The following is an 18,480-nucleotide window of genomic DNA, read 5'->3' as shown; positions in this document are numbered from 1 at the left end:
GAACAAGGAAATGATCCATGAAAAAACTGATTGCTGCTGCAGCACTGATTTCTGCGTCTTCTTTCGCAATGGCTGACAACGGTCCTGCGGGCTGTGGTCTGGGTACTGCGGTTGTCTTCCCAGATGCTAACGAATGGCACGAGCACGTACTGGCTGCGACCACCAATGGTACTTCTGGTAACCAGACTTTTGGTATGACTTCAGGCACCCTGGGTTGTGAATCAGCAAATGGCCCACTGAAAGCGGCTGAAGCTTTTATGAACGACAATATGGATCAGCTGGCTGCTGACAGTGCACGTGGTCAGGGTGAAACTCTCGACGCACTTGCTCAGGTTATGGGTGTAGAAGCGGCTGATACTGCTGCTTTCCGCGCAACTGTTCAGTCTAACTTCGATAGCATGTTTACTACCGAAGCGACTGCTGGTGATGCGTTCCGTTCTCTGACTGAAGCAATGTCTCAGGACAAAGCTCTGCAGAAATACGTAGGCTGATACATCAGTCTGTCATACTCTGAGGCGCATTCTTTGCGTCTCAGTGTTGTTTGTTAAGGATTTTCCGTGGGTCATCAGTTAAAGCTGATTCTGATTGCCGCTTTGTTGGCAATGTTCTCCTCCTCATTTGTTCTCGCTGCTTCTGATACCAGTCAAGTCAAAGTTGTTCCGGCTGATGAGCTTCGCGATCTGGCGTTGCATCAGCAATGGCTGCATCTGCTTCATTATCGACAACACCCGTATACGTTTCGCTTCATCAGTCAGAATGATTCACCAGAGTTTTTTCTTGCTGAGAAGGGGAAAACCAATGCTCACGAAGAGCTGGTAGCCGATCTCAGTGCCTTCTTGTTAACGGATCAGGCCGATAATGCGTCTGCGCAGTGTCGTTTTCCAGCGCGGTACCATTGGTTAAAACACAGACTTCCGCAGGTTGGTTTTGTTGACCAGCCATGTTCAGAGTTTGATGAGTGGCGTGATGAATTAAACGCTCACCGCCTGACGTTGATTTTCCCTGCCTCTCATATCAATTCGCCGTCATCCATGTACGGACATACGCTGGTGCGCATGGACAGAGAAGACCAGTCCAGCAGTAAGTTGCTCGCCTACAGTGTTAATTTTGCGGCCAACGCTGACCCTACCGACAATGAGCTGGTGTTCAGTTACAAGGGGCTTTCTGGTGGTTATCCCGGTGAAGTCTCGGTGATGCCGTATTACGTCAAAACCAATCAGTACCAGCATATGGAATACCGTGATACCTGGGAGTACGAGCTTGACTTCGGTAGCGCGGAAGTGGATCAGTTCGTGCGGCATGTCTGGGAGTTGCAGGACACGGCGTTCGATTATTTCTTTTTTGATGAAAACTGTTCCTACCGATTGCTGACGATGCTCGATGCGGCGTCCTCGCGATCAGATCTGGCGGCTGACTTTAAAATGAAGGCGGTGCCGGTCGACACCATTCGTGCTCTTTATAGCGCTGGTTTTGTCTCGCGAGAGGTGTACCGGCCTTCTGCTGCGTCTGTGATGGAGTCAAATGCGGCTCTGGCGTCAGAACAAGAGGCGGACCTTGCTCGTACTCTGGTCGAAAGTGATATCCCCATTGGCGACCTGCTGGCAGGGGTGCCTGAAGAATCACAAACCCGTGTCCTTGAGCTGGCGTACAGCTACGCACGTTATTTGTCGGTTAAGAAAAAGCAGGCGAACCCGGTGCTTCGTAAACGAACACTGCAGATTCTCTCTGCTCGCAGCAAGCTTCCGGCGGGCGATGTTTTTCCTGCACCAAGAAAGCCAGAGTTTCGTGATGATGAGGGGCACGGCACAGCGCGTTTAAGTGTGGGTGGTGGTTATACCGGAGAGCAATGGCACGGTGATATTAACTGGCGCATTGCTTACCACGACGTCCTTGATCCATCGAAGGGCTTTTCGCCCGGTGCGCAGATAGAGATGGGGGATTTTTATACGCGCGTCACAGAGGACGGCGATGTCCGTTTGCAGAAGCTGACTCTGGTAAATGTACTGTCCCTCAGTCATAAAACGCGTTTTCAGAACCCGGTTGCATGGACAGTGAGTGCTGGTCTTGATCGGTTTAATCACGAGGGCAGTGAGCTCTATAGCCGTTTCAATCTTGGATTTGGTCGTGCGTGGCAGCTGCCACTTGGACTTCGTGATGGTAAGCGACTGGGCAGCGCTCGATTGTTTGCATTAGGCGATCTTACCGCGAGAGCGGATAATCAATTTGATGACGGTTATCAGATATCTGCAGGCTTGCGTGCCGGTTGGTTGTGGCAGGGACGTCTGAATCAGGAACTGATTCAGTTTCGCTGGCAACCCGCAGCTTTAGGGGACGATACTTCCCGGCGGGAGCTGACAGTAGAAGAGGCCTTTAATGGGTTTGACAATGTTCAGCTGCGTTTCGGCTTCAGTCGTCAGTGGGCGTCGTCTGAGGCTGCCAACAGCTGGAAGCTGACTTATGCCTGGTATTTCTGATTTTTCGTATCGCCGCTGGTTACGAGGCTTATCCGTTGCGCTGCTAGTTATGGTTCCGGCGCTCTGGCTGAGTGGTTGCGCCTCGCTGACGACCCTGTATTTTCACCCGCAAGAAGTCTGGTTACAGACGCCGGACCGTTTTGACATCGATTATGAAGATGTCTGGCTGAGTGCGGATGACGGCACAGAACTTCATGCCTGGTTACTCAAGCCCGAGCCAACAATCAAGCAGGCTAAGGTGATTCTCTATTTGCATGGCAATGCTGAGAATATCTCGACGCATTCGCGCAGTGTTTTCTGGCTGGTTGAGAAGGGCTATACCGTATTGGCCCTTGATTACCGTGGTTTTGGCGCATCACAGGGGCGGCCTATTCTGCCGGACGTTCTTATGGATGCGAAAGCCGGCGCCAGCTGGCTGCGGGATGCTTACCCGGATCACTCTCTGGTTGTTCTTGGTCAGTCGATGGGGGCAGCGCTCGCGGTCAATTTCGTTGCAGACTATGGCCGTGACTATGACGTTTCTCAGCTCATACTCGAAGCGCCGTTTGCCGGATTTCGCAGTGTGGCCAGAGAGATGTTGCAGCGTACCGTGGTCGGTACCATTGTCTCACCCCTTGTTTACTTAATTCCGTCAGACTGGGACCCAAAGGATCGCGCCCCGAATATCCACATTCCGGTCATGCAGCTGCACAGTCGCATGGATGAGGTTGTGCCTGTGGCTGAAGGGCAGGCCTTGTATGACGCGCTGCCAGAGAGCATGCGGTGTTACGTCGCATCGCAGGGGCCTCATATCGCCAGTTTCCGATACAACAAGTTCCGGGAACAGGTCGCGGATTTTCTGGTCAGGGGAGTGTGTCCGCCTGTCGTGGCGGATACATCAAAACAGAATCCGTAGCGGGATTTACCGGCGAATGACCTTCCGGTATAATGCCCCGCCTTTCCTACAACCTCATTCGGAAGGCTCTTCTATGTTGCGAATCGCTCAAGATGCACTCACCTTTGATGACGTGCTGCTAGTGCCCGGTTATTCCGAGGTCCTGCCAAACCAGGTTAGTCTGAAGACACGCCTGACCAAAGGCATTGAGCTGAACGTTCCCCTTATTTCTGCCGCGATGGATACGGTTACTGAAGCGCGCCTGGCAATTGCAATTGCTCAGGAAGGTGGCTTAGGTATCGTCCATAAAAACCTGACCATCGAGGAACAGGCTGCTGAGGTTCGTAAGGTCAAGAAATACGAAAGCGGTGTGGTCAAAGATCCGATCACTGTGCCGAGTACGAGCACCATCCGCGAAATTCTCGAACTGACTCAACAGCACAGCATCTCTGGTATGCCTGTGGTTGATGGCGAAGAGCTGGTGGGTATCGTTACCAGCCGTGATGTTCGCTTCGAGAAAAACCTGGATGCGACGGTCGCCTCGGTGATGACGCCGAAAGAGCAGCTGGTTACCGTTAAAGAAGGCACCAGCCCCCAGGACGTTCAGGATCTTCTGCACGTTCACCGCATTGAGAAAATTCTGGTTCTTGATGACAACGAACAGCTCGTTGGCATGATGACCGTAAAAGACATCGAGAAGGCCAAAGCCTTCCCTAGTGCTGCAAAAGATGACCAGGGTCGTCTGCGTGTTGGTGCTGCTGTCGGTACAGGTGCAGGCACTGAAGAACGTGTCGAAGCGCTGGTTAAAGCCGGTGTTGACGTGATCGTTGTTGATACCGCACACGGCCATACATCGAACCCGGGCGGCACTGGCGTTATCGACCGCGTTCGCTGGGTGAAAGAGAATTTCCCTGAAGTTCAGGTGATCGGCGGCAATATCGCGACTGCTGAAGCGGCAATCGCGCTTGCTGAAGCCGGTGCAGACGGCGTTAAAGTCGGTATCGGCCCTGGCTCTATCTGTACTACCCGTATCGTTGCTGGTGTGGGTGTGCCTCAGATCTCAGCGGTTGCTAATGTGGCTGAAGCTATGAAGAAATACGATGTGCCTGTGATTGCTGACGGCGGTATCCGTTTCTCTGGTGACATCTCTAAAGCCATCGTTGCTGGCGCAAGCGTCGTTATGGTTGGTTCTATGCTGGCGGGAACTGATGAGTCTCCGGGCGAAGTTGAACTGTTCCAGGGACGTGCTTACAAGGCATACCGTGGTATGGGTTCTCTTGGCGCTATGGGGCAGAGCCAGGGTTCGTCTGACCGTTACTTCCAGGATAAAAAAGCCGGTGTTGATAAGCTGGTTCCTGAAGGCATCGAAGGTCGCATCGCAGTGAAAGGTCCACTGACGAACATTGTTCACCAGCTGATGGGCGGTGTACGTGCTTCCATGGGCTACACCGGTTGCGCGACGATCGACGAGATGCGCACTAAGCCTGAGTTTGTCCGTATCACGGCGGCGGGTATGTCCGAATCACACGTACACGACGTACAGATCACCAAAGAAGCGCCAAACTATCGCTTAGGCTGATCGCTGAAAAATGCTAAGACGTGGGGATGACGAGAGTCATCCCCGCTTTTGTTTTTAAATCTTTTATCTGGAAAGCCCAATGTCACAAGACATCCACGCTCAACGTATTCTGATTCTGGATTTCGGTTCACAGTACACTCAGCTGATCGCACGTCGTGTGCGTGAAATCGGTGTGTTCTCTGAAATCCGCGCCTGGGACATGGACGAAGCGGAAATCCGCGAGTACAACCCGTCCGGTATTATTCTGGCAGGTGGCCCTGAGTCTGTGACAGAGGAGGGTTCGCCGCGTGCACCTCAGGTGGTGTTCGAGCTTGGTTTGCCAGTGCTTGGTATCTGCTACGGCATGCAGACAATGGCAGAGCAGTTGGGTGGCAGTGTGCAGGGCTCCAATATCCGTGAATTTGGCTATGCCCAGATTCAGGTTGAGACGAACAACGCACTGCTTAAAGACATCCGGGACCACGTCAGTGAAGACGGTAAAAGTCTTCTTGATGTGTGGATGAGCCACGGCGATAAAGTGGCATCGATGCCTGAAGGCTTTGAGCTGATGGCAACCACGCCGAGCTGCCCGATTGCAGGCATGTTCAATGCCGAGAAAAATTTCTTCGGTGTACAGTTCCACCCAGAAGTGACGCACACACTGCAGGGCAAGCGCCTGCTGGAGCATTTCGTCATGGATATCTGTGGCTGTGAAGCACTGTGGACACCAGCGAAAATTATTGAAGATCAGATCGAACGTGTTCGTGAGCAGGTCGGTAACCAGAAGGTTCTCCTGGGCCTGTCTGGCGGTGTGGATTCATCAGTTGTGGCGGCGCTGCTGCACAAAGCCATTGGTGATCAGCTGACCTGTGTGTTTGTTGATAACGGTCTGCTGCGCAAGAACGAAGGCGACATGGTGATGGACATGTTCGCCAAGAACATGGGCGTTAAAGTCATCCGTGCCGACGCGGAAGAGCTCTTCCTTGGCAAGCTGGAAGGCGTGTCTGATCCTGAGCAGAAACGTAAAGTGATCGGTAACACCTTTATCGAAGTCTTCGATGAAGAAGCCAGCAAACTGAAAGATGTTCCATTCCTGGCGCAGGGCACTATTTACCCAGACGTGATTGAGTCTGCGGCGGCGAAAACCGGCAAGGCGCACGTGATCAAGTCACACCACAATGTGGGTGGCCTGCCAGATGACATGAAGATGGATCTGGTTGAACCGCTGCGTGAGCTGTTTAAAGACGAAGTGCGTAAGATTGGCCTGGAACTCGGCCTCCCTTACGACATGGTTTACCGTCACCCATTCCCTGGGCCTGGTCTGGGCGTGCGAATCCTCGGTGAAGTGAAGAAAGAATACGCTGACGTGCTGCGTGAAGCGGATGCCATCTTCATTGAAGAGCTGCATAACTTCGACTGGTACCACAAAACTTCTCAGGCGTTCGTGGTCTTCCTGCCGGTGAAATCCGTTGGCGTAGTGGGCGACCAGCGCCGTTATGAGTGGGTTGTCTCTTTGCGCGCTGTAGAAACCATTGATTTTATGACAGCACGCTGGGCTCACCTCCCTTATGAGCTGCTGGAGAAAGTCTCAAATCGTATTATTAATGAGATCGAGCACATTTCTCGTGTTGCTTACGACGTATCGAGTAAGCCGCCAGCGACGATTGAGTGGGAATAATTACACCGCGTCGTCACTAAAGAACGCGAAAAAGCCCGGTCATTGACCGGGCTTTTTCGTAGGGCCTGCTATTATTAGAGCAATTATCCGTTTGGGCTAAGGTCATGAAATTTAGACTAATTTCTCTCTGCCTTACTTTCTTCTCTGTCAGTGTTATTGCAGCAGAGTTGGCGCCTGCACCGACGTACGGTGCGGTGAAGTTGCGGACCACGATCTGGCCTCCGTATCAGATGATGCTGCAAGGGGAGTTATCTGGTGAGTCGACCGAGACGCTGCGTTGTATCTTTCGTGATATCAATGAATCATTTTCGGTGCAGGTCATGCCGTGGCAGCGCGCGATTCAGGATATTAAACACTCGGTTGCAGATGGTATTTTTACTTCCGGGCCTTCACCTGAGCTAGACAAGGTCGCGACCATGTCGGCTCCTTTCGCTCTGGAAAAGTGGTACTGGTACCATGCCCGCGCCATCGACCTGAAGAACCCGAAATCTCTGAGAATCGGTGCGGTCAGATCAAGCAATCAGGCGACCTGGCTTGATACTGAGGGGATTCCTGTCACAGAGCTGGTCAATGAAGGGATGCAGTTAGTACGCCTTGTTCAGGCCGGGCGGATAGATACCTTTATTGCGGACTCGCGCTATTTTGAAGAGTTAGTATCGGAGGCTTCTGACTTTAACAGTTATCTGGATAAAACCTTTGTCCGATACATGCCTTTGGGGGTGTACTTTGCTAATCAATTTCTCGAGCAGCATCCTGAGTTTATCGGACGGTTTGATCAGCAGATATCTGATTGCGCTGGTGACACCATCGCGCTGAATGATTTTGAGAGGGAAAACCTCCTTTCCGTTGTAGCGAAAAGAATCAGGACCATCATCGATGATGATAGGCTTGTTGCAGCTTTAGATATCTCTAATCAGATGCAAAGGACACTGGCTCCTGATGTTATTGATGCGCTTGATGTGCAATGGCGACACGAGGTTTCTGCAACAGAACAGCCGTTGATCAGTGAAACTATCAGTAGACCAACGTCAGCTTATCTGAGGTCGGTGAAGGAGCTCAGTAATGGGTTAATTACCGAAGCCATTCTAGTGGGAAGTGCAGGTCTTAATGCCGCTCAGAGTGATATAACCACGGATTACTATCAAGCCGATGAGGCTGCATGGAAAGCGTTAATCAGCAACCCGTCCTCCGAATATCATATTGATGGTATCCGTTATGATGGGTCATCGCGCAAGTTTCAGGTAAAGGTGAGCTGGACAATTGAAGACAGCCGGGGAGAGAGAAAGGGTATCTTGATCCTTGGGATTGATGTGGAAGAAGCGCTTCGGAGTGACCAGTGACAGAACAGACAATCCTCCCGTAAGTGCCCCTTTGAAAGCCGCTGAATGTGGCTTTTGTCGTTTATACGTAAATGTCAGCATGTTACTTCTCGTTACATCTTGTGAATCAGACAGTTGTTCATTAATATCGCCACATGACACTAATTGGCCAATTTATGGCCCTTTCGGAGTGTTTGTGTGGCTCCTATGCCGGATATACCTCTTAAGGCCTATTGCTGGCGGGTATCACAGCCGATAGAATCCCGCAAAAACATCTGAATGGATTGTGAGCCAGTTCTCATTCTGACGAACTGGTTCGGTATGGAGCGATCGTATGAAACTTTCTAAGGGCCTGGCTCTCGTAGCCTCATGGGCAGCTATATCTGTATCCAGTATCACTCTCGCAGCGCCAGGCGGTGTAAGTGGTTCTGCGCTCTGGTTGAGGTCAGATGATGCGGGCAACATTAACGATGCCTGGGCTGACCGCTCCGGGAATGGGCGCGATATCGACGCTGTGGGTTCCTGGTCTGTGTCGGGGGCCAATGCCGCTCATAATTTCCATCCATACACTACTGGCTACACCAGTAGTCGCCATTTCCGAAACAACCGCACCAATATTGTTCAGGGCGGAGAAAGAGAAACTCCGCTTTCAATCTTTACGGTAACTCGCACAAGCTCTTACGTCAGCGGAAATTCAGGGCGTATCACCGGCCTCGACAGCACTACGGACTATGCGGGTGAGCCCGGTTATTCGTTGCAGGGCACCGGCAATAGCGGCGCGGGTAAGTTCCTACTGCGACCAGAGCGATCTTCAGGCAGTGATATCAATGTAGAGTTCCCGACGCCGGCTCCTTTGTCGCAAAATGTCTTAGGTTCGGCGATTATTGGCGGTAGCCAGAATCGTACATTCACCTTGGGGATGAATGGTGCGGATTATGTATATAACTCAGACTTTGCTTCTGTCACCCGTGGAGACAACCTCTTGGTTGGCTATGGGCGCAAAGACAGCGGCGATGCCTTCCAGGGCGACATTATGGAGGTCATCTGGTTCACGCGTGCCGTATCCTCCGCAGAAGCTCAAAGAATTAACTCTTATCTGGCCGTGAAGTACGGCATCGATCTTGCGGGTAACTACGTTAACAGTGCAGGCGCCACCGTCTGGGATGACTCACTGGATGCTAACTTCCAGGATGCGGTATTTGGCCTTGGTCGTGACGACGCAGCAACGCTTAACCAGAAAGTTTCCCGTTCAGTCAAAAGTACGCGTCTGACTCTGGCAACACAGAACGATTTCACCTCAGCTAACTCTGCCTCTGCACGTACAACAGCAATTTCAGCTGATCGCAGCTTCTTCTTTGTCGGGCGTAATGCAGGCGCCTACAGCCTGCAGACGTCGGAAATCAGTGCTCCTTATTCGTATCGTATTGGACGCGAATGGTTGGTTCAGAAGAGCAGTTTCAGCCAGTCGGTATCAATGCAGTTCGCGATTCCTTCGGGATTGCCGGCTAGTGCGCGTCTTTATCTGGTTCGTAAAAGTACTAACTCTGACTTTACCTCAGGCGCAATTGCGGTCGGTGAAATCAATAAGGCCACAGGCATTATCAATGGCGTGAGTCTGAGTTCAGGCGATTACTTTACTGTGGCGGTCACTGTCGACTCTGACGGCGATGGTGTGCTGGACCCATACGATGCGTTTCCTAATGATCCGAACGAGTCAGTAGATACTGATGGCGATGGTATCGGTAACAATGCCGATACTGACGACGATAATGATGGTGTGCCAGATCTCCAGGATGCATTTCCTCTTGATCCGAATGAAACTGTCGATACAGATGGCGATGGCGTAGGTAATAACGCGGATACTGACGACGATAACGATGGCCTGAGTGATGACAACGAAGGTCTGTTGGGTACTGATCCTCTTGATACCGATTCTGACAACGATGGTATCGACGACCTGACCGAAGTCGGTAGTGTTGCTTCTCCAACAGATACCGACAATGACGGTACCATTGATGCACTCGAGTCCAACACCACCGATACTGATAGTGACGGTGTAATGGATCATCAGGATGCGGCCAATAACGATCCTGACAACGACTCTGATAACGATGGCGTCAGCAATATTCAGGAGACACAGCTCGGTACTGATCCTCTTGACCCTAACAGCACGCCAACAGACACCGACGGTGATGGCATTGCAGACGCTTTCGATACTGACGATGACAACGACACTGTATCGGATGCTGATGAAGCAACGAATGGTACTGATCCACTGAATGCTGACTCTGATGGTGACGGCAAAAACGACGGCGCTGAAGGCACCACAGATACTGACGGTGATGGCATCATTGATGCGCTCGAATCTGCAAACAACGACGCGGATAGCGACGGTGTTTCTGATGAGCTGGACGCTGCCAACAACGATCCGACCAACGACTCTGACAACGACGGTATTAATAATGAGACCGAAGTTGCAGCAGGCACTGATCCGCTCGATCCGAACAGTGTTGGTAATGATACCGACGGTGACGGCACGCCAGACAACATCGATACCGACGATGATAACGACGGTGTATCGGATGCAGACGAAGCGACAAACGGCACAGATCCACTGAATGCTGATTCCGACGGCGACGGCAAAAACGACGGCGCTGAGGGCACCACAGATACTGACGGTGATGGCATCATTGATGCTCTCGAATCTGCCAACAACGACGCGGACAGCGACGGCGTTTCTGATGAGCTGGACGCGGCGAATAACGATCCGACCAACGATTCTGATAACGATGGAATCAATAACGAGACCGAAGTTGCAGCCGGAACTGATCCGCTTGATCCGAATGACGCGGGTATCGACACCGATGGTGACGGCACGCCAGACAACATCGATACCGACGATGATAATGATGGTGTATCGGATACTGATGAAGCGACCAACGGCACTGATCCGCTGAATGCTGATTCGGATGGCGACGGTAAAAACGACGGCGCTGAAGGCACTACCGATACTGACGGTGACGGCGTCATTGATGCGCTCGAATCTGCAAACAATGATGCAGACAATGACGGTGTATCTGATGAACAGGATGCGGCGAATAACGATCCGACCAACGACTCCGATAATGACGGCATCAACAACGAGACCGAAGTTGCGGCAGGCACTGATCCGCTCGATCCGAACAGTGTTGGAGCGGATACCGACGGTGATGGTACGCCAGATAACATCGATACCGATGACGACAACGATGGTGTATCGGATGCTGATGAAGCGACCAACGGCACCAATCCACTGAATGCTGATTCAGACGGCGACGGCAAAAACGACGGCACTGAAGGCACCACAGATACTGACGGTGACGGCATCATCGATGCGCTGGAATCTGCCAATAACGACGCAGATAACGACGGTGTATCTGATGAGTTGGATGCGGCGAATAACGATCCGACCAACGACTCTGACAACGACGGCATCAACAACGAAACCGAAGTTGCAGCAGGCACTGACCCGCTTGATCCAAACGATGCCGGCATTGACACCGATGGTGATGGAACGCCGAACAGCCTGGACCAGGACGATGATAATGACGGTGTGAATGATACCGACGAATCAGCGCTGGGAACTGATCCTCTGAATGCTGACACCGATGGCGATGGCAAAGGTGATCAGGCTGAAATTGGCAATATATACAGCGCTACCGACACCGATGGTGACGGCATTATCGATGCTCTGGAGCCTTCCATCGAAGATGCGGATAACGATGGTGTGTCTGACGAGCTCGATGCGGCTAATAATGATCCGACTAACGACTCCGACAACGACGGCATCAACAATGAGACTGAAGTTGCGGCGGGTACCGATCCTCTGAATCCGAACGATGCAGGAACAGATACCGATGGTGATGGCACGCCAGATAACATCGATACCGACGATGATAACGATGGTGTATCGGATGCTGACGAAGCAACCAATGGTACTGATCCACTCAACGCTGATACCGATGGCGACGGCAAAAACGACGGCGCTGAAGGTACCACCGACACTGACGGTGACGGCATCATTGATGCGCTGGAATCTGCCAACAACGATGCGGATAACGACGGCGTATCGGATGAGCAGGATGCGGCGAATAACGATCCGACCAACGACTCGGACAACGACGGTATTAATAACGAGACTGAAGTTGCAGCCGGGACTGATCCGCTTGATCCGAACGATGCGGGTACCGACACCGACGGTGATGGCACGCCAGATAACATCGATACCGACGATGATAACGACGGTGTATCCGATACTGACGAAGCGACGAACGGTACTGATCCATTGAATGGTGACACCGATGGCGACGGCAAAAACGACGGCGCTGAAGGCACCACAGATACTGACGGTGACGGCATCATTGATGCGCTGGAATCTGCCAACAACGATGCGGATAACGACGGCGTATCGGATGAGCAGGATGCGGCGAATAACGATCCGACCAACGACTCGGACAACGACGGTATCAATAACGAGACTGAAGTTGCGGCAGGCACCGATCCTCTGAATCCGAACGACGCGGGTACGGATACCGACGGTGACGGCACGCCAGACAACATCGATACCGACGATGATAACGACGGTGTATCCGATACTGACGAAGCGACCAATGGCACAGATCCGCTGAATGCTGATTCTGACGGCGACGGCAAAAACGACGGCGCTGAAGGCACCACAGATACTGACGGTGACGGCATCATTGATGCGCTGGAATCTGCCAACAACGATGCGGATAACGACGGCGTATCGGATGAGCAGGATGCGGCGAATAACGATCCGACCAACGACTCGGACAACGACGGTATCAATAACGAGACTGAAGTTGCGGCAGGCACCGATCCTCTGAATCCGAACGACGCGGGTACGGATACCGACGGTGACGGCACGCCAGACAACATCGATACCGACGATGATAACGACGGTGTATCGGATGCAGACGAAGCGACAAACGGCACAGATCCGCTGAATGCTGATACCGACGGCGACGGCAAAAACGACGGCACTGAAGGCACCACAGATACTGACGGTGACGGCATCATCGATGCGCTGGAATCTGCCAATAACGACGCAGATAACGACGGTGTATCTGATGAGTTGGATGCGGCGAATAACGATCCGACCAATGACTCTGACGACGACGGCATCAACAACGAGACCGAAGTTGCGGCGGGTACTGATCCTCTGAATCCGAACGATGCAGGTACTGACACCGACGGTGACGGTACGCCTGATAACATCGACACCGACGACGATAACGACGGTGTATCGGATACTGATGAGGCGACCAACGGCACTGATCCGCTGAATGCTGACTCGGATGGCGATGGTAAAAACGACGGCACTGAAGGTACTACCGACACTGACGGTGACGGCATCATCGATGCACTGGAATCTGCCAATAACGACGCAGACAACGACGGTGTATCTGACGAACAGGATGCGGCGAATAACGATCCGACCAACGACTCTGACAACGACGGTATCAATAACGAGACTGAAGTTGCGGCGGGTACTGATCCTCTGAATCCTAACGATGCAGGTACTGACACCGACGGTGACGGCACACCGGATAACATCGATAACGACGATGATAACGACGGTGTATCGGATGCAGACGAAGCGACTAACGGCACAGATCCGCTGAATGCTGATTCAGACGGTGACGGCAAAGGCGATGCTGCGGAAGGCACCACAGATACTGACGGTGACGGCATCATCGATGCACTGGAATCTGCTAATAACGACGCAGATAACGACGGTGTTTCTGATGAGCAGGATGCGGCGAATAGCGACCCGACGAACGACTCAGATAACGACGGTATCAACAACGAGACCGAAGTTGCGGCAGGCACTGATCCTCTGAATCCGAACGATGCAGGGACCGATACGGATGGTGACGGTATACCAAATACGCTTGACCTTGACGATGACAACGATGGCGTGAATGACACTGACGAATCAGCTCTTGGAACAGATCCTCTGAACGCAGACACCGATGGTGACGGCAAAGGTGACCAGGCTGAAATTGGTAATATCTACGGCGCTACCGACACTGATGGTGATGGCATCATCGATGCACTGGAATCATCTATCGAAGATGCAGATAACGATGGTGTGTCTGACGAGCTGGATGCGGCGAATAACGATCCGGCCAACGACTCGGACAACGACGGTATCAATAACGAGACTGAAGTTGCGGCGGGTACCGATCCTCTGAATCCGAACGACGCGGGTACGGATACCGACGGTGACGGTACGCCTGATAACATCGACACCGACGACGATAACGACGGTGTATCGGATACTGATGAGGCGACCAACGGCACTGATCCACTGAATGCTGATTCTGACGGCGACGGGAAAAACGACGGCGCTGAAGGCAACACAGATACTGATGGTGATGGCATCATTGATGCGCTCGAGTCTGCCAATAACGATGCGGATAACGACGGCGTATCTGACGAGTTGGATGCGGCGAATAATGATCCGACCAACGACTCTGACAACGACGGTATCAATAACGAGACCGAAGTCGCAGCCGGGACTGATCCGCTTGATCCGAACGATGCGGGTACTGACACCGACGGTGATGGCACGCCAGACAACATCGATACCGACGATGATAATGATGGTGTATCGGATACTGATGAAGCGACCAACGGCACTGATCCGCTGAATGGTGATTCAGACGGTGATGGCAAAAACGACGGCGCTGAAGGCACCACGGATACTGACGGTGATGGCATCATTGATGCGCTTGAATCTGCCAATAACGACGCAGATAACGACGGTGTATCGGATGAGCTGGATGCGGCGAATAATGATCCGACCAACGACTCGGACAACGACGGTATCAATAACGAGACTGAAGTTGCGGCGGGTACCGATCCTCTGAATCCGAACGACGCGGGTACGGATACCGACGGTGACGGTACGCCAGATAACATCGATTCCGACGATGATAACGACGGTGTGTCGGATGCGGATGAAGCGACCAACGGTACTGATCCGTTGAATGGTGATTCAGACGGTGATGGCAAAAACGACGGCGCTGAAGGCACCACGGATACTGACGGTGATGGCATCATTGATGCGCTTGAATCTGCCAATAACGACGCAGATAACGACGGTGTATCGGATGAGCTGGATGCGGCGAATAATGATCCGACCAACGACTCAGACAATGACGGTATTAATAACGAGACCGAAGTTGCTGCAGGCACTGATCCGCTCGATCCGAGCAGTGTTGGAACAGATACCGACGGTGACGGTACGCCAGATAACATCGATTCCGACGATGATAACGACGGTGTGTCGGATGCGGATGAAGCGACCAACGGTACTGATCCGTTGAATGGTGATTCAGACGGTGATGGCAAAAACGACGGCGCTGAAGGCACCACGGATACTGACGGTGATGGCATCATTGATGCGCTTGAATCTGCCAATAACGACGCAGATAACGACGGTGTATCGGATGAGCTGGATGCGGCGAATAATGATCCGACCAACGACTCAGACAATGACGGTATTAATAACGAGACCGAAGTTGCAGCCGGAACAGATCCGCTTGATCCGAACGATGTTGGAAATGACAACGACGGAGATGGGGTGCCTGACAACATCGACAACGACGATGACAACGACGGCGTGAACGATGATGAAGATGCTTTCCCGAACGATCCGAATGAAGATACGGATACCGATGGCGACGACATAGGTAATAATGCCGACACCGACGACGATAACGATGGTTACAGCGACCAGGACGAAATCGATAGCGGTACGGACCCTCTGGATGAGAACGATACTCCAGCGGATAACGACGGTGACGGTATCTCTGATGTTAACGACGACGATGATGATAACGACGGTGTCAACGACGAAGACGATGCCTTCCCGAACGATCCGAATGAAGATACGGATACCGACGGTGATGGCATAGGTAACAACGCTGATACTGATGATGATGGCGATGGCTACTCTGACGACGATGAGACTCAGAATGGTACTGATCCACTGGATCCGAACGATGTTCCTGCGGACAACGACGGTGATGGCATCTCTGATGTTAACGATGACGACGATGATAACGATGGCATTTCTGACGAAGATGAAGAGAACCTCGGTACTGATCCGAAGAACCCTGATTCAGATGGTGATGGCGTTGATGATGGCACTGAAATTGGTGATACCAACAACCCTTCTGATGAAGATGGTGACGGTACTCCAGATGCTCTTGATAGCACCAATGACAGTGACAGCGATGGTCTTTCAAACTATCTCGAAACTCTGATTGGTTCAGATCCAGAGTCTCGTGACAGTGATGGCGATAGCTATCGCGACCATGAAGAGATTGCTGTTGTTCTGACTGGCGAGGATGTTGATGAAGACGGTATTGATGATGCGCTGGATGCAAGCGTCATCGGAGCACCCGACGAGAACGGTGACGGTGTAGCTGACTTCGCAATTGTTGATGTGGATGGTGATGGCATACCTAACCTGCTAGATACAGACAGCGACAATGATGGTATTGATGACATCAATGAAACGCTGGCCGACGCGGATGGTGATGGTATTCCTGATCTGGTAGACCCTGTGACTGCAGTGGGCGGTGGTGATAGCGATGGTGACTTTATCCCGGATGCGATCGAGTGCTGCTACGACACCGATCGTGATGGTCAGCCTGACTACATGCAGACAGACACCGACAGTGACTTTATTGACGACGTAATTGAAGCTGGCATCAGTGGTAATGACACTGATCTGGATGGTTACGATGACACTTATGACGCCGACATAGACGGTGACGGTAACGTCGATAATGGTCCTGACGGCAACCTGGACGGCATCAACGACTTCTGGCAGCCGATAGACTCAGATGGCGATGGCCTGGCTGATTATCGCGATACGGATAGCGATAACGATGGTATCCCTGACGAGGAAGAGTCTGGCTATGGCGCCTTCCCGGATCGTGATACCGACGGTGATGGCATCCCTGATCGTGTTGATGGTGACAACGGTGATGCTGGTACTTCTGGCGGTGACAGCGATGGTGATGGCATTAGTGATGAAGATGAATGTTCTGCGGGTTACCCGAACTGTGAAGACAGTGATGGTGACGGAACGCCGGATTATCTTGATGACACTGATGACAGCATCGATCAGGCCCCGGGTAATACAGATACCGATAACGATGGCCTGACCGATGAAGAAGAAGACGAGCTTGGTACTGACCCTAACAATGCAGACTCGGACAACGATGGTGTGTCTGATGGCGACGAAGTGGCTGCGGGTTCCGATCCGCTGAACCCAGACTCTGATGGAGATGGCATTGAAGATGGTGAGGAAAATACAGACAGCAACAAGAATGGCGTGGTCGATAGCAATGAAGGCTACCTGCGAACGTCAACAGGGTCGGGTTCTATGAGCCTTCTCTGGATGGCTGCTGCTCTTCTTCTGGTTCGCCGCCGGCACCTGGCGGTGCTACTTGCAGCAGCGTCTTTACCAGTGGTAGCGGTAGAAGTTGATAAAGAGCGTCTTTATGTACTCGGTGCACTGGAGTACTCACGCTTTGCGCCTATCACGGAAGGTGGCGGTATCAGAATTACTGACCGTCATGACTGGGGTGCTGGACTGGGTGTGGGATACGACGTGCTGGATGAGCTGGCGATTGAGTTCTCTTATGCCGCTAAAGGTGAGCTGGAAGCCGCGACCGGCGGTAACGATGTCGGTGTTGAATACAATGCTGCAGTGCTGTCGGCAAAGTGGTTCCCTGCGATCTGGAGAGAGAATCACCGCTATGCTGGAGACTGGCCAGAGAAGTTCAATTGGTACCTTACCGGTGGCGTGTCGCGCCTGAATACTTCAGGTGATGCTCTGTCGGAGAGTGAGAACTCAATGAACATCATGTATGGCGCCGGTGTGACCTATGGTCTGACGCCTAAGCTTCAGTTGCGTGGATCACTGGATCGCATCTCCGGCGATGTCCTGACTTACGGTCTGAGTCTGATCTGGTATCCGTTTGCTTCCGAAAGTCGTTCCTGGAAACGTGAGTCTCAGGTGATCGAAGAGGCCGCACTGCCGGTTTATGCGCCGGTTGATGTTGCTGTTCCGTCTGCTAAGCCGGTCGTAGTGATCGAACCTACTGCCGCAGGCCCGGAGGAGGTGTGCCAGGTAGAGCGCTCACGAGCGGATGTTCTGTTTGCCTATGATTCTTCACGACTGACTTCCGAGTTTGATGAAAGCCTGGATAGGGCGGCAGAAGACTTTTTCACCTGTCCTGATCTCGAGATCACACTGATTGGTTATACCGACAGCCGTGGCTCGAAGCGCTACAACGAAGCGCTTGCTCTGAAGCGCACAGAATCTGTGGCGCAATACCTGATGGAGCGAGGTATTCCTTCTAACCGTATCGTGAAAATCTCGCGAGGTATCGATGTCTCAAGAGGTCTGAGCGAAAACGAGAAACGTCGTGTGGAACTCTATTTCGGTGACCACTCTGAGTGATCTATAGGGCGGCAGCGTTGCCGTGCTG

General features: G+C 52.3%; 7 protein-coding genes. All 7 read left to right on the top strand.

Annotated elements, in window-relative coordinates; all coding sequences use genetic code 11:
* The first annotated feature begins 17 nt into the window (after positions 1-17).
* The gene (locus AC5E51_RS05735; protein ID WP_076517496.1) at positions 18-491 is read left to right on the top strand and encodes a DUF3015 family protein; all 474 of its coding nucleotides are present in this window, start codon (positions 18-20) and stop codon (positions 489-491) included.
* 66 nt (positions 492-557) lie between these two features.
* Entirely contained in the window at positions 558-2,474 is a 1,917-nt protein-coding gene (locus AC5E51_RS05730; RefSeq protein ID WP_491778253.1) for an Lnb N-terminal periplasmic domain-containing protein, read from the top strand.
* Positions 2,458-3,369, top strand: a complete 912-nt coding sequence (locus AC5E51_RS05725) for an alpha/beta hydrolase (protein ID WP_491778252.1) — start codon at positions 2,458-2,460, stop codon at positions 3,367-3,369. The genes AC5E51_RS05730 and AC5E51_RS05725 overlap by 17 nt, the downstream gene beginning before the upstream one ends.
* Before the next feature lie 73 nt (positions 3,370-3,442).
* Positions 3,443-4,927, top strand: coding sequence for an IMP dehydrogenase (guaB, locus tag AC5E51_RS05720; RefSeq protein WP_076517511.1), 1,485 nt, complete (start codon positions 3,443-3,445; stop codon positions 4,925-4,927).
* Positions 4,928-5,006: 79 nt separating this feature from the next.
* Complete coding sequence (guaA, locus tag AC5E51_RS05715; protein ID WP_491778251.1) at positions 5,007-6,584, top strand: glutamine-hydrolyzing GMP synthase; 1,578 nt, start codon at positions 5,007-5,009, stop codon at positions 6,582-6,584.
* A 104-nt stretch (positions 6,585-6,688) separates the two neighbouring features.
* Entirely contained in the window at positions 6,689-7,924 is a 1,236-nt protein-coding gene (locus AC5E51_RS05710; RefSeq protein ID WP_297531840.1) for a substrate-binding periplasmic protein, read from the top strand.
* 313 nt (positions 7,925-8,237) lie between these two features.
* A complete protein-coding gene (locus AC5E51_RS05705) occupies positions 8,238-18,452 on the top strand; it encodes a DUF8202 domain-containing protein (protein ID WP_491778250.1) in 10,215 nt (3,404 codons plus the stop codon).
* The last annotated feature ends 28 nt before the right edge of the window (positions 18,453-18,480 follow it).

Source organism: Thalassolituus sp. (assembly GCF_984348125.1).
The sequence above is the reverse complement of the archived record's forward strand: the minus strand, read 5'-3'. Positions and strand labels throughout refer to the sequence as shown.